This window comes from Methylobacterium mesophilicum SR1.6/6 (assembly GCF_000364445.2).
GTDB classification, from domain to species: Bacteria; Pseudomonadota; Alphaproteobacteria; order Rhizobiales; family Beijerinckiaceae; genus Methylobacterium; species Methylobacterium mesophilicum_A.
The window spans coordinates 5,411,247-5,434,720 of sequence record NZ_CP043538.1 but is presented as its reverse complement, the minus strand read 5'-3'; the positions used below and the strand labels follow the sequence as shown (position 1 = coordinate 5,434,720).

Below are 23,474 nucleotides of genomic sequence, written 5' to 3'. Positions count from 1 at the left end.
TCGTCGGCACTGGATAAGCGTCTGATGAATACATGTCACAGCCTCCGGCAATTTTGCTACGCAGGGATGACCTCGCGTCCGGGCCGGTTGGACACCGCAATGGTGCCACAGTAAGGGGTGACAGGGTACTCACTCGTCGCGAGCCGAGCCGACTTCCGATAACGAGCGTGTGCGAACCGAACGTGACACAACGTACAGACATTGCGATCGTCGGACGCGCATGCCGACTGCCCGGGGCCCCGAGCGTCGACGGGCTGTGGTCACTCCTCTCCGAGGGGCGCTGCGCCGTCAGCAAGGTGCCGGCCGACCGGTTCTCCCTGGAGCGGTTCGCCCACCCGCGCGCCCATGAGCGCGGCAAGAGCTACACCTGGGCGGCGGGCGTCATCGACGACGTGTGGTCCTTCGACCCGGCGGTCTTCGGCATCTCGCCCCGCGAGGCTGAGCAGATGGATCCACAGCAGCGCATGCTGCTGGAGCTGACCTGGGAAGCGCTCGAGGACGCGGGCCTGCGCCCGTCGAGCGTGGCCGGCAGCAACATCGGCGTGTTCGTCGGCGCCTCGTCCCTCGACTACGGCAACCTGCGCATCCTCGACGCGCCGTCGGGCGACGCCTACGCGGCCACCGGCAACACGCTCTCGATCATCTCGAACCGCATCTCGTACATCTTCGACCTGAAGGGCCCGAGCTTCACGGTCGACACGGCCTGCTCGTCCTCGCTGGTGGCCTTCGACAACGCCGTGCAGGCGATCCGGTCGGGCCGCGTCGACACGGCCGTCGTCGCCGGCGTGAACGTGCTGGCGAGCCCGTTCAACTTCATCTGCTTCTCCAGCGCGCAGATGCTCTCGCGCACCGGCCTGTGCCAGGCGTTCTCCAAGAACGCCGACGGCTACGTGCGCTCGGAGGGCGGCGTGGTGTTCGTGCTGCAATCGGCCGAGGCCGCGCGGCGCAACGGCGCCACGGTCCGCGCCGTGGTGGCGGCCTCCGGCATCAACTCGGACGGCCGGACCACCGGCATCTCCCTCCCCTCGGGCTACGCCCAGGGCGCGCTTCTGGAGAAGGTGTATCGCGAGGCCGAGATCCGGCTCGACGACCTCGCCTTCATGGAGGCGCACGGCACCGGCACGCCGGTGGGCGACCCGATCGAGGCCTCAGCCATCGGCTCGAAGCTCGGCCGCGGCCGGCAGGCGCCGCTGCCGATCGGCTCGATCAAGACCAATATCGGCCACACCGAGCCGGTCTCCGGCCTCGCCGGCCTGATGAAGGCGACGCTGGCGCTTGAGCACGACCTCGTGCCGCCTTCGCTGCACGCGGCCGAACTGAATCCCGAAATCCCCTTCGGCGAACTCAACCTGCGCGTCGTGCGCGAGCCGCTGAAGATCGGCCGCAACGGGCGCGAGCGTTTCGCCGGCGTGAACTCGTTCGGCTTCGGCGGCACCAACGCCCACGTGGTCATCACCGATGCCCCGGCCTGGGCGAAGCCGAGCGCGGCGACCCCCGCGCCCGAGGCCCAGGTCCTGCTGCTCTCGGCCCAGAGCCGGGCGGCGCTGAACGAGCTGGCCCTCGACTACGCCGAGCGTCTCGAGGCCGAACCCGCCCAGGCTCCGACCATCGCGGCGGCCGTCGCGCATCGCCGCGAGCGCATGCCGGCCCGCCTGGCGGTCGCCATCGACGGCAAGACCGACGTCGCCGCCGCGCTGCGCGCCGTCGGCGAAGGCGAGGACAGCGCCGACGCCTTCACCGGCACCGCGGTCGACCGGGTCGCCGAGGTGGCCTTCATCTATTCCGGCAACGGCAGCCAGTGGGCCGGCATGGGTCGCGAGGCCTACGAGGAGAACGCGGTCTTCCGCGCGACCTTCGACCGGATCGACGCCCTGTTCCGCCCCTACTCGAACTGGTCGCTGAAGGAGGCGCTCTACGCCGACGATCTGGACGAGCGCCTCGCGCTCACCAGCGTCTCGCAGCCGCTGATCTTCGCCATCGAGAGCGCCTCCACGGCCGCCCTCAAGGCCAAGGGCCTGATCCCGTCCTACGTCCTCGGCCACAGCGTGGGCGAGATCGCGGCCGCCGAGGCCGCGGGGATCCTGAGCCTGGAGGATGCGGTCCGGGTCATCTACTACCGCAGCCACCACCAGGAGACGACGCACGGCCAGGGCACCATGGCGGTGCTGCTGATGCCGTCCGAGGAGGTCGAGACCTTCCTCAAGGATTTCCCGACCCTCGACATCGCCGCCTACAACAGCCCGAAGGCCGTGACGGTCGCCGGGCCGGTGGCCGATATCGACGCCGCCATCAAGGCCCTCTCGCGCAAGCGCCGCCGCGGCCGCAAGCTCGACCTCGCCTACGCCTTCCACGGCCGGCTGATGGATCCGACCGAGAAGCCGCTGCTGCGCGACCTCTCGGGCCTGAAGTCCCGGGCCGGCACCACCGCGATGGTCTCCACCGTCACCGGCTCGGTGCTGGACGGAGCCCATTTCGGCGCCGGCTACTGGTGGCGCAACATCCGCGAGCCGGTCCGCTTCTGCGAAGCCGTCCAGGATGCCACCCGCCGCGGCGCCCGCGTGTTCGTCGAGGTCGGCCCGCGCGCGACCCTGATGTCGCATGTCGGCGACGCGGTCGAGCCGCTCGGCATCGAGACCGCCACGGTCGGCGTCATGCACCGCAAGGCCTCCGGCGGCGACCCGATCGCCAAGGCGGTCAGCGCCGCCCTGGTCCAGGGCGCACAGGTCGACGAGACCCTGCTGTTCGGCGGCGCGCCGAAGGGTGACGTCCGCCTGCCGACCTATCCCTGGCAGCGCCGCCCGTTCCGCCTCGCCGACACCACCGAGGGCGTCGGCGCGATGAGCCCCCGCCCCTACCACCCGCTGATCGGGTCGCGCACGACCTTCGACGGCCTGGAGTGGAACGGCTTCGTAGATCCGGCGACCGTGCCGGAGCTGGAGGACCACAAGGTCGACGGCCAGGTGATCATGCCCGGCGCCGGTTTCGTCGAGATGGCGCTGGCCTGCGTCCGCGAAGCCCTGCGCGACGACGAGGTCGTGCTGGCCGATTTCGAGATCGTCGCGCCGATGGTGTTCGCCGAGGACGCCCTGCGCGAGGTCGCGGTGCGCCTGTCGGGCTCCGGCAACGGCATCCAGGTTCTGAGCCGTCCGCGCCTGACCCAGACCCCCTGGCAGCTGCACGCCCAGGCCAAGATCGTCGAGGGGACCTTCTCGGCCCCGAAGCTCCCCGATCTGGACGGCTTCAGCTTCGACACCGCGGGCGACCACGTGCTCACGGGCGACGCGCTCTACGCGAAGGCCCTCGCCTCGGGCCTCGCCTTCGGCCCGAGCTTCCAGCAGGTCGCCATGAGCGCCCGGTTGGACGATGCCACCATCGTGTCCGAGCTGCTGCCGGCCGAGCCCGACACCCGCTACGGCCTCGTGCCGAACCGCCTCGACGCCTGCTTCCACGGGCTGATCCTGCTCTTCGCCGACCTGCTCGGCGAGAACGGCGGCAAGGCCTATATCCCGGTGCGCTTCGGCGAGGTCCGGCTGCTGCGCCCCGGCGCGGTGATCGCCCGCTCGATCATCCGCACCCGCCGCTGCAACGAGCGCTCGATCCTGGCGGACTTCACCCTCCTCGACGCCGAGGGCGCCGTCGTCGCCACGATCCGCGAGGGCCGGTTCCAGGCCCTGCGTGCCAAGAACGGCGGCGACCTCTCGGCCTTCGCGATCTCGCAGATGCCGGAGCTCGCCACCGAGCCGACCGCGATCCCGATGGAGCGCCGCCCGAGCGTGGCCGCGCGGCTGCGTCCGCTCGCCGCCGAGGCGAGGGGGCCGTCCGACGCCGCCCTGTCGCCGGGCCACCTCCTGCTGGAGGGCTGGGCGACCTCGCTGGCCTACCGCCTCGCCTCCGGGCTGGCGCAGGGGGAGACCGTCTCGGTCACCGACAGCCGCGTGCCCGAGGCCCTGCGCCCCTGGCTGCTGAACGCCCTCTACGCCCTGGAGAGCAGCGGACTCGCCGAGCGCGCGGGCCAGAACTGGACGCTGGGCGACGGCTCGGCGCTCCCGGCCCCCGACGAGATCATGCGCTGGATCGCCGGCGACCACCCGGACCTCTCGGCCGAGCTGGTGCTGATCGCCGATGTCGGCGCCCTGGTCGACCGCCTGCTGGCCGGGAAGCTGACCGACGCGCCCGCGCTCCCGCAAGGGGCGATCGACGCCTTCGTGCTGCGCTCGGCCACCGCGCGCCACGGCGCCGACGTGGTCGCCACACTGATCGAGCGCAGCCGTGCCCAGCTCCCGAAGGAGCGGGCGCTGCGCGTTCTTCAGGTCGGCTTCGGCCCACTCTCGGCCCAGGCCGCGAGCTTCGCCGCCGCCGCCGAGGCCCGACTCACCGTGTTCGAGACCGACCGCAGGCTCGCCGAGCGCGCCCGCCTGTCGCTCGGTCGTACGGCCGCCGTGGCCGAGACCGCGGACGAACTCGCCCCGGCGAGCTTCGACCTGATCCTGGCCTCCGGCAGCCTGCATCGCGGCGACCGCGCCCTTCCGGGCCAGCTCGCCGGGGCGCTCGCCACCGGCGGCCTGCTGGTGGCCGTGGAGCCGGGCGCATCCCTGTTCCGCGACCTCGTGTTCGGCCTCACGGCCGGCTGGTTCGAGGAGGCCGTGGGCGGCCTGCCGGTAGGCCGGCTGGAGGACATCGAGGGCTGGCAGCGGACGCTCAGCGCCCACGGCCTCGTCAAGGTCGAGGTCGAGCGCGCGGCCTCCGCCAACGGCGACGACCTGCTGCTGACCGCCGAGGCGCCGGTGCGTCCGGGCCCGGCTCCGGCGCAGAGCTTCGCCTTCATCATCGGCTCCGACGACGAGTTCGCGGCCGAGACCGCCTCGTCCCTGGCGACCCTGCTGGTCGCGGGTGGCGTGCACGTCTCGATCATCCTCGACTCCGAGACCTCCCTGATGGAGCTGGAGAAGGAGACCCCCGACACGGTGGTGTTCCTGGCCGGCGCCTTCACCCGCGGCGGCGAGGCGTCCGAGCGTCTGCGCGACCGCTGCCTCAGCCTGAAGCGCTGCACCGAGCATCTCGGTGCCCGCCAGACCAAGCTCTGGGTCGTGGCGCCCGGCGCCACCCGCGACCGCGGCGGCCAGACCACCAATATCGAGGCCGGCGTGTGGGCCTTCTCCCGCACGCTCGCCAACGAGGCCCCGAACCTCGACGTCCGCCGCATCGACCTCTCCCCCGAGATGTCGTCGAAGCGCGCCTCCGAGCGCCTGCGCGACCTCATCCTCTCCGGCACGCCGGAGACCGAGATCGTGCTGGACGACGAGCGGACCCAGGTCGTGCGCTTCCATGCGGGCCGGCCGCAGCACCGGGATCCGGCGGATCTGGTCCCGGCCGAGGCGGCGCGCCTGGAGCGCAGCAACACCGGCGGCTTGAGCGAGATGGTCTGGGGTCCGGCCGAGCGCCGCGCCCCCGGCAAGGGCGAGATGGAGATCGCGGTTGAGGCCACCGGCCTCAACTTCCGCGACGTGCTCTGGGCGCTCTCGATGCTCCCCGAGGAGATCCTGGAGGACGGCTTCGCCGGCCCCCGGCTGGGCCTCGAGTGCGCCGGCCGCGTCACCGCCGTCGGCCCGGGCGTGAAGGGCTTCAAGGTGGGCGACCCGGTCGTCGCCTTCGCCCAGTCGGGCTTCGCCACCCACATTGTGGTGCCCGACCTCGTCGTCGCGCCGATGCCGCAGGGCCTCGACCCGATGGCGGCCGCCACCGTGCCGGTGGCCTTCCTCACGGCCTATTACGGCCTCGTCTCCTGCGCCCGGATGCGGCGCGGCGAGTGGGTGCTGGTCCATGGCGGCGCGGGCGGCGTCGGCCTCGCAGCCCTGCAGATCGCCAAGCTCAAGGGCGCCCGGGTCATCGCCACGGCCGGCTCCCGGGAGAAGCGGGCGCTCGTGAAGGCGCTGGGCGCCGAGCACGTGCTCGATTCCCGCTCGCTGGCCTTCGTGGACGAGGTCCGGGCGATCACCGGCGACGGCGTCGACATCGTGCTGAACAGCCTGTTCGGCGAGGCGATGGAGCGCTCGCTCAACGCGCTCCGGCCGTTCGGCCGCTTCGTCGAGCTGGGCAAGCGCGACTACGTCGCCAACACCCATATCGGCCTGCGCCCGTTCCGGCGGAACCTCAGCTACTTCGGCGTCGACCTCGACCAGGTCATTCAGCACCAGGGCGACGACGGCGCGCGGATGTTCCGCGAGGTGATGGCGCTGTTCAATGACGGCGGCCTCAAGCCCCTGCCCTACCAGCCCTTCACGGCGGCCGAGACATCGGACGCGTTCCGGCTGATGCAGCAGTCCGGCCATATCGGAAAGATCGTGATCAGCCCGCCGAAGGCCGGCACGATCATGAAGGACACGGCCCGGCCGTTCACGGTCTCGGCCGAGGGCGTCCACCTGCTGACCGGCGGCCTCGGCGGCTTCGGCCTGGAGGCGGCGCGCTGGCTGATCGACCGCGGCGCCAAGCACCTCGTGCTCGCCGGCCGCAAGGGCGCGGCCACCGACGAGGCGAAGGCCATCGTCGCGGAACTCACTGCACGGGGCGTGACCGTCGAGGCCAAGGCCGTCGACATCACCAGCCGCGCTTCGGTGGACCGGCTCATCGCCGGGATCGAGCAGGGCGGCAGGAAGCTCGCCGGCGTGCTCCACGCCGCGGCGGTGCTCCAGGACGGCCTGATCTCCAACATCGACGCCGCGGCGCTCGACGCGGTGATCGGCCCGAAGGTGGTCGGCGCCCAGCACCTGGACGCCGCGACCCGCGACCGGAGCCTCGACTACTTCGTCCTGTTCTCGTCGGCGACGACCTTCATTGGCAACCCGGGCCAGGGCTCCTACGTGGCCGCCAACGGCTTCATGGAAGGTCTGGCGCGCCAGCGCCGCCGCCGCGGCCTGCCCGCCCTGGCGGTGGCCTGGGGTGCCATCGGCGACGTCGGCATGCTCGCCCGCAACAAGGCGGTCATGGAAGGCCTTGCCGGCCGCGTCGGCGTCACGCCGATGGAGGCCCGCCGCTGCCTCGACCTGATGGCCGAGGCGCTGGGCAGCCAGGGCGCATCCCCCGACGAGGCCGTCATCGCCATCGCGGCGATGCACTGGGGCAAGGCGCGGGAGCGTCTCGCCACGATGCGCTCGCCGAGCTACGCCGAACTCGGGTCGGACCAGCAGGCCGAGGCCGGCGGCGTCCAGGCGATCAACATCGCCGCGCTCCTCAAGGGCGGCGACCTCGACGCGGTCCGCAAGACCGTGTCGGACGCGATCGTCGAGGACATCGCCCGCATCCTCCGCCTGCCGAAGGACGACATCAGCCGCGTGCGTCAGCTCTCGGAGATCGGCCTCGACTCGCTTATGGGCGTCGAGCTCGGCGCCAGCCTGCAGGAGCGCTTCGCCCTCGACGCGCCCCCGCCGGACTTTCCTCGGGCATGACCGTCAACGAGCTGTCGGAGTCCTTAATTCAGGCGGTTTCCGCGCCCATGGACGAGACGGCCGGCGTCGCGATGAGCCTCGTCTCGAAGCATGTCGGCGGTGAGGTGGATGCGCAGATCCTCGCGCCTCTCAAGGAACTCATCGAGCAGACGTCCAGCGAGATCAAAGAGACCAACTCATGACCGATACGGCACGGCCGGACGGCGGGCGCGCGGCGCTCGCCGGCTTCGTGACCAACCGGCTCGGGCGCGCCACGCCGCGCCCGGCCCCCGTCAAGGCGGCCTCCCCCGCCGGCAAGTCGGCGGCGCAGAATTTCGAGAATCTGCCGGGCTACCGCGAGCTGAAGCTCCAGCGTCAGGCGGCCGATCTGATCGGCCTGGGCAACCCGTTCTTCCGCGTCCACGACGCCAAGGCCGGGGCGACCACCCGGATCGACCAGAAGAGCTTCACCAACTTCTCGTCCTACGATTATCTCGGCCTGAACGGCCATCCGCGGGTGAGCAACGCGGCGCGCGAGGCGATCGACGCCTACGGCACCTCCTCGTCGGCGAGCCGCGTGGTGGCCGGCGAGCGGCCCGGTCACATCAGCCTCGAGCAGGCGCTGGCCAAGCACTACCAGTCCGAGGGCTGCGTCGTGATGGTGAGCGGACACGCCACCAACGTGACCACCATCGGCGCGCTGCTGGAAGCCGGCGACGTGATCTTCCACGACGCGCTCTCCCACAACAGCATCGTCACGGGCGCGCAGCTCTCCGGCGCCCAGCGCCGCTCCTTCGCGCACAACGATCTCGACGCCCTGGAGACCCTGCTCCAGTCGACCCGCCACGAGCACCGCCGGGCGCTGATCGTGGTCGAGGGCCTCTACAGCATGGACGGCGACGCGCCGGACCTCGCCGGACTCGTCGCCCTCAAGAAGCGCTACGATGCGTGGCTGATGGTCGACGAGGCGCACGGCCTCGGCGTCACCGGCCGCACCGGCGCCGGCCTGTTCGAGCATTGCGGTGTCGACCCCCGCGAGGTCGACATCTGGATGGGCACGCTGTCGAAGACGCTCTCGACCTGCGGCGGCTACATCTGCGGGCCGATCGCGCTGATCGAGTACCTGAAACACTCGGCCGGCGGCTTCGTCTACAGCGTCGGCATGTCGCCGCCGCTGGCGGCCGCCGCCGAGGCGGCGCTGGCCGTGATGCACGCCGAGCCGGAGCGGGTCGAGCGCCTGCGCCAGAACGGGACGTTGTTCCTGGCCACCGCCAAGAAGCTCGGCCTCGACACCGGATTCAGCCTCGGCCTCGCGGTCGTGCCGATCATCGTGAGCGATTCGCTGAAGGCCGTCACCCTGTCCGACCGGCTGTTCCGTCGGGGCATCAACGTGCAGCCGATCATCCACCCGGCGGTGCCGGAGCGGGCCTCGCGCCTGCGCTTCTTCCTGACCTCCGAGCACACGCCCGACCAGATCCGCGACACCGTCAACGCGGTGGCGGAGGAACTTGCGGCGATCGACAAGGGCGGCTCTCTGATCGAGCAGCTGCTGGCCAAGCGGGTCTGAGCGCGGTCGGGGCTTCTGCCTCGGGTGTCTGATGCGGGGTCACACAGCCAAACGGGGCGTGGATATCATCCGCGCCCTGTTTGGCGTTTCAGCGTAGGACGGCGTGGGCGCGACGCCTGCGCTTGAGGACTTGAGTCGGTTTAGCCCGTCTCCGAAAGCGCGGGCGGAGCGTACTGGCTCAATATCGGCGCGCCGCCGCCGCAGCTGGCCAAACTTGGAGCCGGAGCGCCGCTGACAGCCGGCGATATGGACGCTGCCGGTCCAGCTCAGTTTCTCGTGTACGCGTAGGCGGTGGCCGCGGAGGCGACCGGGCCGGTGACGCCGCTGAAGGCCGAGAGCACCTTCGACACCTCGGTGAACGGCGCGTTCGACACGTAGACGAGGTCGCGGTTGCGCATGCGGAACGCCTGGCTGACGAACAGGCTGTTGGGGTCGCGCATGTCGATCCGGTAGACCACCGGCACCAGCGGCGTGCCCAGAAGCTTCGAGCCCGGGTTCAGCCGGCGCACCACGCTGGCCGGCTCGAACCGGAAGATGAACGTGCCCGCCGGGTCGGCGGCGAAGTCCGACAGCCCGCGCGCCTTGGCCAGCGCCTGCGCCAGGGTGATCCCGTCGGCCTGGAACGGCAGCTCGGTGCTGTTGCCCAGCGCGCCCACCGCGATGAAGGTCTGCGGGTCGCGCACCAGGGTCAGCACGTCGTTGGGCCGCAGGTAGATGTTCTCACGCGGGTTCGACACCACCGTGGTCAGCGGCACCGTGGCGGTGACCGGCCCGCGCGAGAGCCGCACGAAGGTCTCGTTGACCGGCGCGCGGTTGCCGCCCGCGGAGGCGATGACGTCGAGGATGCGGTCGCCGTGGCCCGACAGCGGCAGGCGGGCGCCGGCCGCGCCCTCGCCGGTGACGGTGACCGCCTGGCTGATCGGGCGGGTGACCGAGACCAGCACCTGCGGCTGGATGGCCTTGCCGGCGAGCTCGTTCTCGATGAGCGCCTGCACGTCCTGGGTGCGGCGGCCGGCGACCTTGATGCGGCCGGCATAGGGCACCGAGATGGCGCCGTCGCGCCCGACCGGCTGCTCGGGGATGAGCGCGGACTTCGAGCCGGCGGAGAAGCGGTCGGCGACCAGCGGTCCGGAGAACAGGCCGCCGGAGCCGGCTTCCCAGACGGAGACGGAGACCATGTCGCCGATGCCGATCACCGGCTCGGAGGACGGGCGGTGGTCGCCGAAGGAGGCGAGCAGGCTGTCCAGCGGCCGGCCGCGCAGGGCCTCGACGACGCTGGGGGTGACGTCGATGATCTCGTAGCGCGCCAGGAGCCCGCCATCCGCCGTCGCCACCTCGGCGCCGGCCTGGATCATGCTCGCCGTCGGTCCCGCCGCGGGCAGGTACGTGCAGCCCGACGTCGCCGCGACGGCGAGCAGGACGAGGGGAAGATTGCGCATCCAGATGTTGCCCATCGGTATTGCCGAGCCCGTGCCTAGCCCATGGCGGCCCGGGTGTCCGTGGCGGGTGGGCCACACTCCGCAGGCGACGGCCGAGACCGCACTTTCATCCTCGTAAAGCACAGCTTTTTCGGGGCAGGGACGCGGTGTTTTCTGTTTCTGTCTATTGCCGACAGACGGCCTGTCGTGTTGGCGGGCTGGGCTCGTGCAGTCGGGACGACACCGCTCGCGCCGCAGCGCCACCGCCGGCTCCAGCAAGGCCCCGGGCCGCGGGCGGCCCCTCATCGAGCGCCCGGGACGAGTCAGTTCTGGGTCACCGCGGTGCTGATCTGGCCGTAGACCCCGCTCACCCGGGAGGCGTAGGTCCGCAGGCTCGCGGCGGCCACCAGGAAGATCAGGGCGCCGATCAGGGCATACTCGATCGACGTCGCGCCCCGCGCGTCGCGGGAGAAGCGGATCAGCGCCGTCGCGCCGCCGCCGGACAGGATTCCGACCCGTGCGACGGCCCGCCCGGTCCCGTGGCAGCCCGGTTCGCGCCCCGGTTCTTGCATCGTCGAAACCGCCTTCTCGTCACGTTCCGCTGCCCGAGCGGCCTCGTTCCATGACCTGTCGTAGCGCATCCGCCCTTGCCGGCGGCTTAATGCGGTCTTCGAAACTCGGCCGTCGCGCTCCGCCCGGCCAACCTTTGCACCGGGAAGATTGGCACCGGGAAGATTGGCACTGGGAAGAGCGCGCGACCGGATCAGGCCCGACCGGCCTTGTGGCGCAGGTCGTCGATCCGCTTGGAGGCCTCGGCCTTGTCGAGATCGGCCTCGAAGGCCTCCGGCTCCTTGGCCTCCTCCGACAGGGTCTTCAGGTAGGAGGCCTGCGCGCCCGTCATCGGCTCGCCGCCGGTGGTCCACTGGTCCGGGTCCTTGATCTGGTTGGACACGTCCTTCGGGTCGGTCTTGGGGTTCTCCTGAGCCGCGTCCCGAGGCGAAGCGTCTCTCTGCTGGGTCTTCGAAGCAGTCTTGGCCATGACTTCTCTGTTCCTGAAATGTTCTAACTTCCCTGCGCCAACGCGCGCGCCCGGCACGCGGTTCCGGCCGCGCCGGCGGCGTCTTGCGGGGCCGACACGGCCTTTCCTTCCCCGCGCGCGGGCCTATTGAAGGGGTGCTCGGCGTCGCGGGAACGCCTTCGAGCCGCGAGGTCCGGATGACGTCTCAGACGGGGGTGACCGACGAGGCCGCGGCGTCCGCGCAGGTGCTCGTGGTGATGGGCGTCTCGGGATCCGGGAAGAGCACCGTCGCGGCGCTGATCGCCGAGCGGCTCGGCTGGATCTTCGTCGACGGCGACAGCTTCCACACCCCGGAGCACGTGGCCAAGATGCATGCGGGCCACGCCCTCGACGACGAGGACCGCGCGCCCTGGCTGGCGCGGATCGCCACCTGGATCCAGCACCGGCTGGAGGCCGGCGAGTCGGGCGTCGTGGTCTGCTCGGCCCTGCGCCGCGCCTACCGGGACATTCTCACCCGCGGGAGCCGGCGGGTGCGGCTGGTCTATCTCGACGGGGACAAGGCCCTGATCGCCGGGCGCCTCGCGGCGCGCCAAGGCCATTTCATGTCCCCGCGCCTCCTGGACAGCCAGTTCGCCACGCTGGAGGTACCCGGTCCCGACGAACGCCCGATCATCGTCGGGGTCGCGGAGCCGCCCGAGGCCATCGCCGACCGGGTCGTGGCGCAGCTCGCCGCGGAGCCCCCCGTGCGCTCGGGAGCGGAGTGAGCCATGCCTGCAGGATCCGACGGGGCCGCGGGGATCGCCCTGGTGATCTCGGACGTCGACGGCACCCTGGTGACCGGCGACAAGCGCCTCACCGCCGCCACGGTGGCGGCCGTCGGGCGGCTGCGGGCGGCCGGGATCGGCTTCAGCATCGCCTCGGCCCGGCCGCCGGTCGGCCTGCGCAGCCTCGTGGCCGCGCTCGGCCTCGATCTGCCGATGGGCGCCTTCAACGGCGCCAGCGTGGTCCGGCCCGACCTCTCGACGATCGCGGAGCGGACGATCCCCGAGCCGGCCGCCAGGGAGGCCCTCGCCCGGCTGCTGGCCGCGGGCCTCGACGTCTGGGTCTTCGCCGAGGGCGCGTGGTGTCTGCGCGACCCGCAGGGCCCCTACACCGACCTGGAGCGCCGCACGATCGACGCGGAGCCGCGGGTCGTGGCCGACCTCGGCACGCTCATGGGGGCGGCCTCGAAGCTCGTCGGTGTCAGCCGCGACCATGCCCATCTCGCGGACTGCGAGCCCAGGATCGCGGCCGCGCTGGCGGACCGGGCGACGGTGCATCGCTCGCAGAAATACTACCTCGACGTCACGCCGCCCCACCTCGACAAGGGGCAGTTCGTCACCTGGATGAGCGGCCATCTCGGCATCCCGCCCGAGCGGATCGCGACCTTCGGCGATGCCGGCAACGACCGGCCGATGTTCGCCAACAGCGGCTTCTCGGTGGCGATGGGCAATGCCGAGGACGGCGTGAAGGCGGCCGCCCGCGCGGTCACCGACAGCAATGACGCGGACGGCTTCGCCCACGCGATCGAGCGCCTCATCCTGCCCTGACCCGTCTGCCGTGACCCGTCCGCGCCAGCCCGGCGCCCTCCCCTGCGCCCCGTCCTGTGAGCGGGCGGATCCACCATCGGCCCTGTGGATAACCGTACCGGCTCACGACGGGGCGCCTGCCTGTGGCCCGCGGAGCACAGATGGGGTCGCCGCCCGAGCCGCCCACAGCTTGCCGAAGCGAGGCCGCTTTCCGGCCTCATTTGCCCGCGACCTAGCTTGACCACAGAACAAGCAGAACCGGGTCTCGGAATGCATCGCCTTCTCCTGGCCGCCGTCCTCGCGGTCGCGCCCGCCGCCGCCTTCGGGCAGGCCGCGCGCGACAACATCGACGCGCTGATCGAGCAGCAGGCCAAGGCGAACGGCGTCCCGGCGAGCTTCGTCCACGCGGTGGTCAAGCGCGAGAGCAACTACAACCCGAATGCCAAGGGCGGCAGCGCGCTGGGCCTGATGCAGATCAAGCACGCGACCGCGCGCAGCCTGGGCTATACCGGGGACGCGGCGGGGCTCTACGATCCGGCGACCAACCTGCGCTACGGGGTCGCCTATCTCGCCGGCGCCTACCGCACCGCCCAGGGCAACCTTTCCCAGGCCTACCAATACTACAACCGCGGCTACTATTACGCCGCCAAGCGGCAGGGGATCTCCACCGAGGTCGCGTCCGTGGTGGCGCCGGTGGCGGCCTCGGCGAGCGCCCTGGCGAGCCTGTTCGGCGGCGGCGCGGCCGACGCCAGGAGCCCCGCCGCTTCGGCCCTTGCCTACGCCCCGACCACCGTGTCCGTGGCCGAAGCGCCCACCGAGACGGTGGAGGTGCCGCTGCCGCCCCGCCGACCCGCCGCGCTGGCCGGCGCGACGATCCAGCTCGCGAGCCTCGCGGTCGATCCGGCCGCCGCCGTCGTCGCGCCGGCCGCCGCCGCAGCGCCGAGCGAACAGGCAGCCGCCGCCCAGGCGGTGGAAGTGCCCCTGCCGCCGCGCCGACCGGCCGCCCTCGCTACCGCGGTCGCGACCGCGCCCGCGGCGGCCGAACTCGCCGAGCTGCGCCTCTCGCCCCCGGCCGAACCGGCCGCACCGATGACACCGGCTGCCGCATCAACCCCGGCGGCGGACACGGTCGCCGAAGCCGTAGACGTGCCGCTGCCGCCGCGCCGGCCGTCGGTTCAGATGCTCGCCGCCGCGTCGCCGCGGCGCGCGCCGATCGCCGCGGCCGTGCGCGAGGCGACGGCTCTGCCGATCGAGTGAGCCGGCTCGGACGGGGCGGCCCGACTCCGTGATTGCTCACATAAGGATCATGCCCACGGCTTGACCATCGGGACGTTACGCAACACATAAGCGCCACGCCAGCAACGTGGTTGGACCGGCCCGGCATCGCCCGGCGTCCGGTCTCAGCGGCCGGACAGTGGCGGCGCAACACTGATCCCAGGGCGGGAAACGTCGGCCGCCGCGCGGATGTTCGGGCAACCCTTCGCCCGTTCCGGACCGCGACGCATGATTGATCTCGAAGTGGCAGACATGCAGGGCACGGACTCTGCTTTCGAGCCGGCAGGAAAGCGGACGGCGCCATGACCGGCGTGGTGGAACAGGAATCACTCTTTCTCACGGATCTCGGGCGCCGGGTCCGTCACGCGCGCACCGTGCGCGGGCTGTCGCGCAAGGTCCTGTCGCAGACCTCGGGCCTGTCCGAGCGGTACATCGCGCAGCTGGAGGGCGGCCAGGGCAACGTCTCGATCATCCTGTTGCGGCGGGTCGCCAACGCCATGGGCGTGCGGCTGGACGACCTGATCACCGGCAACGACGCTCTGCCCGACTGGCCGGTGGTGCGCGACCTCCTCGGGCAGGCGAGCCCGGCGCAGATCGCGGCCGCCAAGGAGGCGCTCTCCGGCGGCGCTCGGCCGGAATCCAGCGGACGCGCGAGGGTGGCGCTGACCGGCCTTCGCGGCGCCGGCAAGTCGACCCTGGGCAAGCTCGCGGCCGATCGCCTGGGCTGGACCTTCGTGGAGCTCAATGCCGAGATCGAGCGCGAGAACGCGCTCTCGGTGCAGGAGATCTTCGCGATCTACGGCCAGGAGGGCTATCGCCGCCTCGAGCAGCAGGCGCTGCGCCGCCTGACCGAGCATCCCGGGCCGCTGATCCTGGCGACCAGCGGCGGCATTGTCGCCGAACCGCTGACATACGACCTGCTGCTGCAGGCCTTCTACACGATCTGGCTGCGCGCCCGCCCCGAGGAGCATATGAGCCGCGTGCGCGAGCAGGGCCACCTCGCGACCACGGGCGACCATGCCTCGGCCATGCAGGAGCTGCGCGCGGTCCTGGCGAGCCGCGAGCCGCTCTACGCGCGCGCCCCCGCCACCGTCGACACCTCCAACATCCCGGTCCCGATCATGCTCGACCGGCTGACCGCCGCGATCGAGGCGCGGTTCGGGCAGGCGGTGCCGGCGGCGGGCTGACCCGTCACGCTCGGAGGCTGTGACAGCCATGCCTCCGGCGCAGCCCCGCAGCTGCCCTGACCCTTGATCGATGCGCCGCAGCACACCACGCTAAGCGTAAATCTTTGTTCCCGCATTCTCCCCCCGCCGGGAGCTTCGCGGCGTCGCGCGGCCTGTGCGGGAGAAGAACCATCCCGCGCCGGAGCTGTGGACGGCCAGCCGGAGCCTCGGACAGGAGCATCCGTCCATGAGCGCCAGCCCTGCCGTCAACCATGAGCACCGCGACCTCGCGGTCCTCGACCCGGTCTGGTCGCGGGTGCGCGCCGAGGCGGAGGAGGTGCTGCACACCGAGCCGCAGCTCGCCTCGTTCATCGTGGCGACCATCCTGAATCACGCGAGCCTCGAAGCGGCGGTGTCCCACCGGGTCGCGGCCCGGCTCGGCCATCCGTCCCTGCCGGCCGAACTGGTCGCCCACGCCTTCCAGGAGGCCATCGCGGCCGATCCTCAGATCGGGCAGGCCTTCCGCGCCGATATCGGGGCCGTGATCGACCGCGATCCCGCGACCCTGCGGGCGCTGGAACCGGTCCTGTACTTCAAGGGCTTCCACGCGCTCCAGGCCTACCGCCTCGCCCATCACGTGTGGAACCGCGGCCGGCGCGACCTCGCCCTCTATCTGCAGAGCCGGATCTCCGAGGTGTTCCAGTGCGACATCCATCCGGCGGCGCGCATCGGGCGGGGCGTGTTCCTCGACCACGCCACCGGTCTGGTCGTCGGCTCGACGGCGGTGATCGAGGACGATGTCTCGATCCTCCACGCCGTCACCCTCGGCGGCACCGGCAAGCAGCGCGGCGACCGCCATCCCAAGATCCGCCGCGGCGTGATGATCGGCGCCGGCGCCAAGATCCTCGGCAACATCGAGGTGGGGGCCTGCGCCCGGGTCGCGGCGGGCTCGGTGGTGCTCCGGCCGGTGCCGCCCAACACCACGGTGGTCGGCGTGCCGGCCCGCGTGGTCGGAACCGCGGGCTGCGACGACCCGGCCCGCGCGATGGATCAGCTCGTCGCCCTCGACCAGTTCATCCACCTCGGCGACGGGATCTGACGGGCGACGGGATCCGGGCGAGCCGGCGCGCACGCCAATTGTCACGATCGGGGCGGCCGCGCTTGCCGCTCCACGGCAGGCGTGGCAAGCCCACCGCCCATAGGCCCACGGCCCATCCGCGGCCGCCGTGCCGCCAGGGAGACGAGACAGCGTGACCAAAGCCGAGACCGCGAAGCTTCAGGACTATCTCCGTCGCAAGTTCGCGAACAACAACATCCGATTGACGGCGATGAAGACCGGCGACTCCGCCGAGGTGTTCATCGGCGAGGAGTCGATCGGCGTGATCGCCGACGACAAGGAGGACGGCGACGATTCCTTCGTCTTCCGGATGGCGATCCTCGACATCGATCTCGAGGACGACGCCTGAGGCGAGCGGCGGGTCCCGCGCGATCCCGGCACAGGTTCCCCGCGTCGGTGCCTGTGTACGGGTTAAGGCTAACCGAAGGTATTGCTTAACAACCGGTAAATGACGCGGCTAGACTGCGCGCAACCTGTACAGGAGCGCGAAGAATGGTCGTCTCGCCCACCGTTCTCGAATCGATCCGGACACTGTGCATCGGCCTGGCGCTGTCCGGGCTGATCGCCAGCGCCTTCGAGCTGTTCGCGGCGCGGCGGGCGAGCTTCAACCTGCTGGAGCGCGGCGGCCTGCCGGCGGTGGCGGCCCTGCCGATGCTGGCCTTCTCGGCCCCCTTCATCATCCTGCGCAACACCGTGCGCGGGCGTCGGATCGAGGGGCGTCCCATGCCGTTCGTCATGCTGGCGACCGTCATCGCCTGCGGCTGGGGCCTGCTCTCCGGCCGCGTCGCCCTCGACCTCGCGGCGATGCTCGTCGGCGCCTGAGCGGCCGCGGCACGAGGGCTCTTACGGCTCGGCGGTCGCCACCTGGGCGGCGCCGTCCTTGCCCTCCAGGGAAACCCAGGCCGGCCCGTCCTGGCCGGCACGCTTGACGAAGCTGTAGCCGGTGCGTCGCCAGGACCGGATCGCGTCGGTCTTGTTGTCGAGCACGAAGTCGCCGCGGTCGGTCCGGACCGTCAGCACCGCGTGGCCCTCGTTGGTCTCGTCGATCACCACGGTCATCAGCAGGGCCCGTCGCGGCAGACCGCGCTCGACCAGCATCCGCCGCTTCAGGAGCTGGTAATCCTCGCAATCGCCGAAGCCGTCATCGGGAAAGTCCCAGCGGTCCACGACGCCCCAATGTGCCTGATCGGTGATGGGCCGGATGCGTCCGTTCACCCGCCGGTTGACGCTCTGCAGGGTCCGCCACACCGCCACGGTGAGCGGGATCGCGGCCGGCTCCGCGGTGTCGACCGTGCATTCCTGCGGGGACCGCGTGCAGAAATCCGTCCAGCCGGCGATCGGGTGTACGGCGCCGGTCGGCTCGGTGAGGGAGGTCTCGTCCGGCAGGACCAAGCGGGCATGGGCGTGGGTGGTCGCGCCGCCGAGGGTCAGGATCGTGCCGACGAGGGCGAAGCTGATCGCCTGTCGCACCCGCCGCGCCGGCCCGGCCCAACCCCGCCACTGGAGCTGGCCGAACGCCTGATCCGAGATCCCGCCATCCGCGTGCCGCATGGTCGAAGTCCCCGCCGCCCGATGATGACGGAAGGGTGACACGGCTTTTCGCGACGCACAACGGGTGCGAGGGGCGATAGAACGCGTGGAACCACGTAACGGTTCCCTTTTAAGGGAGTGTTGCGTCCGCAGAACTCAAGGCTGCCGCATGCGCCAGGGGAATGGCCGCCCTGCGACCCCGCGGAAGGCCTTGATTTACGACGGCTTTGCCGGCTTCTCAGAAGCGCAGCCGCGCCGGCTCCGGGTCGGCCTGGTCCCGTCGCAACATTCCGGCCACACCGTCGATCGGGGTGCGCCGCGCACCATGAGAAGGATACCGTGATGCAGCCCGCCATCCAGCAGGTGATCAGGGCGCTCGCCGAGGATGGTCGGGCCGGCGCGATCAACATCGCCGAGCACGCGGTGGATTCCTACCTCGCCGGCGCCCCGAGCGAGGGCGACCGGACTCTGTCGCGGGACATCCTGGTCCGCGACCTCGCGAGCCTCCGGGGCATCGCGCCCCACCTCGCCGACTTCATCGGCCGCGTGGAGGCCTACGTGGCGAGCTTGGCCCGGCCGACCCTGAGCCGCGCCGCCTGAGGGCGGTCAGCGGTTTGCGGTGGTGACGGGGGAGGTGACGCCGCCGAGGGACACCCAGGCGACGGCGTCCTGGCTCTCGCGCTTGATGAACACGTAGCCGGTCTTGTGCCAGGGCAGGATCGCGCTGGTCTTGTTGTCGAGCACGAGGTCGCCCCGGTCGGTGATCAGGGTGAGCACCGCGTGGCCCTCGCCCTTCTCGTCGATCACCACGGTCATGCGCATCGCCCGCCGCGGCAGCCCGGCCTCGGCCAGCAGGTGGCGCTTGAGCAGCTGGAAGTCCTCGCAGTCGCCGATGCCGTCCTCGGCCAGGTCCCAGCGGTCGGCCACGTGCAGGTGCTCCTGGTCTGTCATCGGCTCGACCGCCTTGTTGACCCGCCGGTTCACCGACACGATCGTCGCCCAGGTCGACGGCGTCAGGCTGATCCGCGCCGGCTCGCTGCGGTCCACCGCGCATTCGGCCGCGTAGGACTGGCAGAACGTCACCCACGCGGCGATCGGACGGGCCTCCCCCTGCACCCGCGCCCCAGCCTCACTCGGAAGGCTCGCCAGCGTCTGAGCCTGCGCGGTGGCGGCGAGGCCGAGCAGCGCCGCCGCACCGGCCATCATCCCCCGAACCGTCCTGATCAGCCCCGCGCCCATCGAACCCGTCCCCGTTGTTGAGGACAGGATTGCGCCGCAGAGCCTCCGCGGCGCTGAAAGCGATGCGCGCAATTTTACCGATTCGCCGGCCGGCCCCGGGTCATGCGCGACAGCGTCGACGGGTGGCTTGAGAAGCCCGGCAAATCCGCGCCGTCGGCTTCGGGAAACGGAAACCTTGAGGGTTCGTTCAAGGGCCGAGGAGCTTCACGAAGGCGACGCCGGCTCCGAAGAAGGCAGCACCAGCCGTCGTCCCGGCCAGGGCGACCTGCCAAGGAGCGAGCGCCCGGTCCCGCTCAAGCTTCGCAGCTTCGGCCATCAACGTCTTCTGCTCAGCGACGAATTTTTGTGACTCGTCCATCGCACGGAAAACCCGTGTGATCTGCTCAGCAAGATCGAGAGAGTCCGGGGCAGAAGTCTCGGCCATCGGCCCTGATTCTCAAGCGTTCCGATCCTTATGATCGGAACGCCCCGCGACACGACGGCAAGAGTAGCCTTCTCACCCCGCCGTCTGGTCGAGCTTGCGCTCCGCCTCGCCCTTCAGCTCGGGGAAATCCGCCTGCGTGTAGGCCCGGCCGCGATACGGATCGTCGGTGACGCCCTCGTGCTCCAGGCGGCGCAGCTGCACCCGGCGGATCTTGCCCGAGATCGTCTTGGGCAGGTCGGTGACGAATTCGAGCCCGCGCAGGCGCTTGAAGGTCGCGAGCCGCGCGTTGGTGAAGCGGAAGATGTCGAGCGCCGTCTCAGGCCCGGCGGCGGCGCCCGCCACCAAGGAGACATAGGCCTTGGGGATCGTGTGGCGCATCGGGTCGGGCACCGGGACCACCGCGGCTTCTGCCACGGCCGGGTGCTCGATCAGCACGCTCTCCAGCTCGAAGGGGCTGATCCGGTAGCCCGATGACTTGAACACGTCGTCGGCCCGGCCCACGAAGGTGAAGCAGCCCTCCTGGTCGACGAAGGCCACGTCGCCGGTGTGATAGAGGTCGCCGTCGGCGCCCGAGAGACGGCCCTGGCCGTCGTCGTAGCCCTGCATCAGGCCGGCGGGGCGGTGGGCGCCGAGTTCCAGGCAGACCTCGCCCTCGGAGGCCGGCTGTCCGTCGAGGTCGAGGACGCGCACCCGGTAGCCCGGCAGGGGCCGGCCGAGCGCCCCGGGCACCACCGGCTGGCCCGGCGTGTTGGCCATGAGCGCCGTGGTCTCGGTCTGGCCGTAGCCGTCGCGGATCGTGAGGCCCCAGGCGCCCTTCACCCGCTCGATCACCTCGGGGTTCAGCGGCTCGCCGGCCGCGCAGACCTCGCGCAGGGCGAGATTCCGGCCGGTGAGATCCTCCTGGATGATCATGCGCCACACGGTCGGCGGGGCGCAGAGCGTGGTGGCGCCGGTGCGCTCCAGCTGCGCCAGCAGGGCGGCGGCGTTGAACGGCGCCTGGTTGATGACCAGGATCGTCGCCCCCGCGTTCCAGGGGGCGAAGAACGACGACCACGCGTGCTTGGCCCAGCCCGGCGAGGAGACGTTGCAGTGCACGTCCCCGGGCTGCAGCCCGAGCCAGTACATCGTCGAGAGCGCGCCCACCGGGTAGGAGCGATGGCTGTGGCGGACGAGCTTCGGCTTCGCGGTGGTGCCGGAGGTGAAGTAGAGGAGCATCGGGTCGTCGGCCCCGGTCGGGCCGTCGGGCGCGAAGCTCTCGGGCGCGGCGAACGCCGCGTCGTAGGCGGCCCAGCCCTCCGCGGCGGCCCCGGTGACAAGGCGGATGGCATCCCCCATGTCGAGGCCGGAGAACCGTGCGATCTGCTCCGGCCCGGCCACGATCGCCCGCGGGCGCCCGCGGGCGAGGCGGTCGGCGAGCTCGTCGGCGGTGAGCAGCGTGGTCGCCGGGATGATCACGGCGCCGAGCTTCATCGCCGCCAGCATGGTCTCCCAGAGGGCGGGGACGTTGCCGAGCAGCAGGAGCAGGTGGTCGCCGCGCTTCAGGCCGAGCTGCCGCAGGTGGTTGGCCACCTGATTGGACCGGGCCGCCAGCGCACCGAAGGTGAGGCTCTGCTCGGCACCGCTGCCGGCCTCGATGATCCGGAGCGCGGCGCGGTCACGGCTTTCGGGGCCGGCCAGCACCGCGTCGAACCAGTCGAGCGCCCAGTTGAACGGCACCGGATCGGGCCACGCGAAGGCCGAGACGGCGGCGGCGTAATCGGTGCGGTGGGCCAGCAGAAGATCGCGGGCCTCGCGGAAGCTCGGCATGGTCGTTCCCCTCCCCGTCTTATGATCTTTCTCCCCGCCCCTCCCGCCGGGGCGGGCCGCGTTCAGGTGTTCTCGAACCGGGGCGGCCGCTTCTCCACGAAGGCGGCCATGCCCTCCTTCTGGTCCTTGGTGGCGAACATGGCATGGAACACCCGCCGCTCGAAGCGGATGCCTTCGGCGAGCGTGGTCTCGTAGGAGCGGTTGACCGCCTCCTTGGTCATCATGGCGATCGGCAGCGACATCGACGCGATCGTCTCGGCCGCCTTCATCGCCTCGTCGAGGAGCTGGTCGGCGGCGATGACCCGGGAGACCAGCCCGGCGCGCTCGGCCTCGGCGGCGTCCATCATCCGGCCGGTGAGGCACATCTCCATGGCCTTGGCCTTGCCGACGAAGCGGGTGAGCCGCTGGCTGCCGCCGATCCCCGGCATCACGCCGAGCTTGATCTCGGGCTGGCCGAACTGCGCGGTCTCGGCGGCCACGATGATATCGCACATCATGGCGAGCTCGCAGCCGCCGCCGAGCGCGTAGCCCGCGACCGCCGCGATGATCGGCTTGCGCACGGCGGTGAACCGCTCCCAATCGCCGAACCGGTCGCCCGCGTACATCTCCGCGTAGGTGGCGTGCTGCATCTCCTTGATGTCGGCGCCGGCCGCGAAGGCTTTGCCTGAGCCGGTGAGCACGATGCAGCCGATCCCGGGATCCGCATCGGCCTCGGTCGCGGCCCGGATCACCTCGCGGGTGAGTTGCGCGTTGATGGCGTTGAGCGCCTTCGGCCGGTTGAGGGTGATGAGGAGGACGCGGCCGCGCGTCTCCGTCAGGATCGTCTCGTACGGCTCGCTCACGACTCGCCTCCCTGGCCACGGAGCATACGGATGATCGCGGAAAAGTCCTCTCCCCCGTGGCCCGCCCCCTCGAACAATCCGTAGACCTGCGCGGCCTCCGCGCCGAGGGGCGTCGCGGCGCCCGAGGCGAGCGCGGCGGCCTGCGCCAGGCGGAGATCCTTGAGCATCAGCGCGGCGGCGAAGCCCGGCTTGTAGCCGGTGTTGGCCGGCGAGGTCGGCACGGGACCCGGTACCGGGCAGTAGGTGGTGAGCGACCAGCACTGGCCGGAGGAGACCGAGGCCACGTCGTAGAGCGCCTGATGCGACAGGCCGAGCTTCTCGCCGAGCGCGAAGGCCTCGCAGACGCCGATCATCGAGATGCCGAGGATCATGTTGTTGCAGATCTTGGCCGCCTGGCCGGCGCCGGCGTCACCGCAATGGAACACGTTCTTGCCCATGGCCTTGAGCAGGGGCTCGGCCCGCGAGAACGCCGCCGCGCCGCCGCCGGCCATGAAGGTCAGCGTCCCGGCCTTCGCGCCGCCGGTGCCACCCGAGACCGGCGCGTCCACCGACAGGCAGCTCCGCGCCTCGGCGAGGGCGTGGGCCGTGCGGGCACTCTCGACGTCCACCGTCGACGAATCGATCAGAAGGGTGCCGGCCGGCAGGGCCTCGGCGAGCTGCGTCCAGACCTCGACCACGTGCCGCCCGGCGGGCAGCATGGTGATCACGGTGTCCGCCCCCTCGGCCGCCGCCAGGGCCGAGCCCGCCACCGTGACGCCCTCGGCGCGGGCGGCCTCCAGCGAGGCCGGCGCGAGGTCGAACCCGCGCACGGTGTGTCCCGCCTTCACGAGGTTGGCCGCCATGGGGCCGCCCATGTTGCCGAGACCGATGAAACCGATGGTCTGCGCCATCCCGTCCTCCCTTGATTGTTGTTGCTCGCGTCTCCCACCCGCGCCCTCATCCTGAGGGCAGACCAAATCCCCCATGCGCTCTCCCTCCCCCCTCTGCGGGGGAGGGTGGCCCCTGCGTCAGCAGGGGTCGGGTCGGGACGTAGTCCCGCAAGAGGGGGACCCGGCTTCAGAAGAAGTCGCGACCGGCATGAGG

At 71.3% G+C, this 23,474-nt stretch carries 18 protein-coding genes and 1 pseudogene; 10 read left to right on the top strand and 9 right to left on the bottom strand.

The genetic code is table 11. From position 1 onward, the window contains the following. Positions 1–167: 167 nt before the first annotated feature. Together MMSR116_RS25660 and MMSR116_RS25655 are read left to right on the top strand one after the other, a co-directional pair. A pseudogene (locus MMSR116_RS25660) lies at positions 168–7,624 on the top strand (SDR family NAD(P)-dependent oxidoreductase). After that, positions 7,621–8,988 (top strand): aminotransferase class I/II-fold pyridoxal phosphate-dependent enzyme, encoded by a 1,368-nt coding sequence (locus MMSR116_RS25655; protein WP_010687434.1) that lies wholly within the window; start codon positions 7,621–7,623, stop codon positions 8,986–8,988. The pseudogene MMSR116_RS25660 and the gene MMSR116_RS25655 overlap by 4 nt, the downstream one beginning before the upstream one ends. Before the next feature lie 266 nt (positions 8,989–9,254). Here MMSR116_RS25655 and MMSR116_RS25650 read toward each other — a convergent pair whose 3' ends face one another. The 3 genes from MMSR116_RS25650 to MMSR116_RS25640 all read right to left on the bottom strand — a co-directional run bounded on the left by MMSR116_RS25650 (position 9,255) and on the right by MMSR116_RS25640 (position 11,445). After that, positions 9,255–10,427 carry a polysaccharide biosynthesis/export family protein gene (locus MMSR116_RS25650; RefSeq protein WP_039894921.1) on the bottom strand — a complete coding sequence of 391 codons (1,173 nt, stop codon included), beginning with the start codon at positions 10,425–10,427 and terminating at the stop codon, positions 9,255–9,257. Positions 10,428–10,729: 302 nt separating this feature from the next. Beyond that, positions 10,730–10,978 carry a Flp family type IVb pilin gene (locus MMSR116_RS25645; protein ID WP_010687432.1) on the bottom strand — a complete coding sequence of 83 codons (249 nt, stop codon included), beginning with the start codon at positions 10,976–10,978 and terminating at the stop codon, positions 10,730–10,732. A gap of 191 nt (positions 10,979–11,169) precedes the next feature. Next, positions 11,170–11,445, bottom strand: coding sequence for a DUF3072 domain-containing protein (locus tag MMSR116_RS25640; protein ID WP_010687431.1), 276 nt, complete (start codon positions 11,443–11,445; stop codon positions 11,170–11,172). A 176-nt stretch (positions 11,446–11,621) separates the two neighbouring features. Between MMSR116_RS25640 and MMSR116_RS25635 the strand changes: the two genes are divergently transcribed. The 7 genes from MMSR116_RS25635 to MMSR116_RS25605 all read left to right on the top strand — a co-directional run bounded on the left by MMSR116_RS25635 (position 11,622) and on the right by MMSR116_RS25605 (position 17,372). Continuing rightward, the gene (locus MMSR116_RS25635; RefSeq protein WP_010687430.1) at positions 11,622–12,188 is read left to right on the top strand and encodes a gluconokinase; all 567 of its coding nucleotides are present in this window, start codon (positions 11,622–11,624) and stop codon (positions 12,186–12,188) included. Between the two features lie 3 nt (positions 12,189–12,191). Beyond that, positions 12,192–13,013 carry a Cof-type HAD-IIB family hydrolase gene (locus MMSR116_RS25630; protein ID WP_010687429.1) on the top strand — a complete coding sequence of 274 codons (822 nt, stop codon included), beginning with the start codon at positions 12,192–12,194 and terminating at the stop codon, positions 13,011–13,013. A 249-nt stretch (positions 13,014–13,262) separates the two neighbouring features. Next, positions 13,263–14,249: a transglycosylase SLT domain-containing protein gene (locus tag MMSR116_RS25625; RefSeq protein ID WP_010687428.1), complete on the top strand. Its 987-nt coding sequence runs from the start codon at positions 13,263–13,265 to the stop codon at positions 14,247–14,249. A 320-nt stretch (positions 14,250–14,569) separates the two neighbouring features. Continuing rightward, a complete protein-coding gene (locus tag MMSR116_RS25620) occupies positions 14,570–15,454 on the top strand; it encodes a helix-turn-helix transcriptional regulator (protein WP_010687427.1) in 885 nt (294 codons plus the stop codon). A gap of 226 nt (positions 15,455–15,680) precedes the next feature. After that, entirely contained in the window at positions 15,681–16,532 is an 852-nt protein-coding gene (gene cysE, locus MMSR116_RS25615; RefSeq protein WP_010687426.1) for a serine O-acetyltransferase, read from the top strand. Positions 16,533–16,683: 151 nt separating this feature from the next. Then, the gene (locus MMSR116_RS25610) at positions 16,684–16,899 is read left to right on the top strand and encodes a DUF3126 family protein (RefSeq protein WP_010687425.1); all 216 of its coding nucleotides are present in this window, start codon (positions 16,684–16,686) and stop codon (positions 16,897–16,899) included. A gap of 143 nt (positions 16,900–17,042) precedes the next feature. Continuing rightward, positions 17,043–17,372, top strand: a complete 330-nt coding sequence (locus tag MMSR116_RS25605) for a DUF6949 family protein (RefSeq protein ID WP_010687424.1) — start codon at positions 17,043–17,045, stop codon at positions 17,370–17,372. Between the two features lie 21 nt (positions 17,373–17,393). On the opposite strand, the gene MMSR116_RS25600 is transcribed toward MMSR116_RS25605, so the two are convergent. Continuing rightward, positions 17,394–18,101 (bottom strand): transglutaminase-like cysteine peptidase, encoded by a 708-nt coding sequence (locus MMSR116_RS25600; RefSeq protein WP_010687423.1) that lies wholly within the window; start codon positions 18,099–18,101, stop codon positions 17,394–17,396. Positions 18,102–18,422: 321 nt separating this feature from the next. Here MMSR116_RS25600 and MMSR116_RS25595 point away from each other — a divergent pair, with 321 nt between their 5' ends. Then, positions 18,423–18,680, top strand: a complete 258-nt coding sequence (locus MMSR116_RS25595; RefSeq protein ID WP_010687422.1) for a hypothetical protein — start codon at positions 18,423–18,425, stop codon at positions 18,678–18,680. A gap of 6 nt (positions 18,681–18,686) precedes the next feature. On the opposite strand, the gene MMSR116_RS25590 is transcribed toward MMSR116_RS25595, so the two are convergent. The 5 genes from MMSR116_RS25590 to mmsB form a co-directional block, all read right to left on the bottom strand. Next, positions 18,687–19,286, bottom strand: coding sequence for a transglutaminase-like cysteine peptidase (locus MMSR116_RS25590; RefSeq protein WP_244625530.1), 600 nt, complete (start codon positions 19,284–19,286; stop codon positions 18,687–18,689). 220 nt (positions 19,287–19,506) lie between these two features. Next, the gene (locus MMSR116_RS25585) at positions 19,507–19,743 is read right to left on the bottom strand and encodes a hypothetical protein (RefSeq protein WP_010687420.1); all 237 of its coding nucleotides are present in this window, start codon (positions 19,741–19,743) and stop codon (positions 19,507–19,509) included. A 72-nt stretch (positions 19,744–19,815) separates the two neighbouring features. Continuing rightward, entirely contained in the window at positions 19,816–21,549 is a 1,734-nt protein-coding gene (locus tag MMSR116_RS25580) for an AMP-binding protein (RefSeq protein ID WP_010687419.1), read from the bottom strand. Between the two features lie 62 nt (positions 21,550–21,611). After that, a complete protein-coding gene (locus MMSR116_RS25575; RefSeq protein WP_010687418.1) occupies positions 21,612–22,391 on the bottom strand; it encodes an enoyl-CoA hydratase in 780 nt (259 codons plus the stop codon). Continuing rightward, on the bottom strand, positions 22,388–23,281 hold the full coding sequence (gene mmsB, locus MMSR116_RS25570) for a 3-hydroxyisobutyrate dehydrogenase (protein ID WP_039894907.1): 894 nt from the start codon (positions 23,279–23,281) through the stop codon (positions 22,388–22,390). Before mmsB ends, MMSR116_RS25575 begins: the two co-directional genes overlap by 4 nt. Positions 23,282–23,474: the final 193 nt, after the last annotated feature.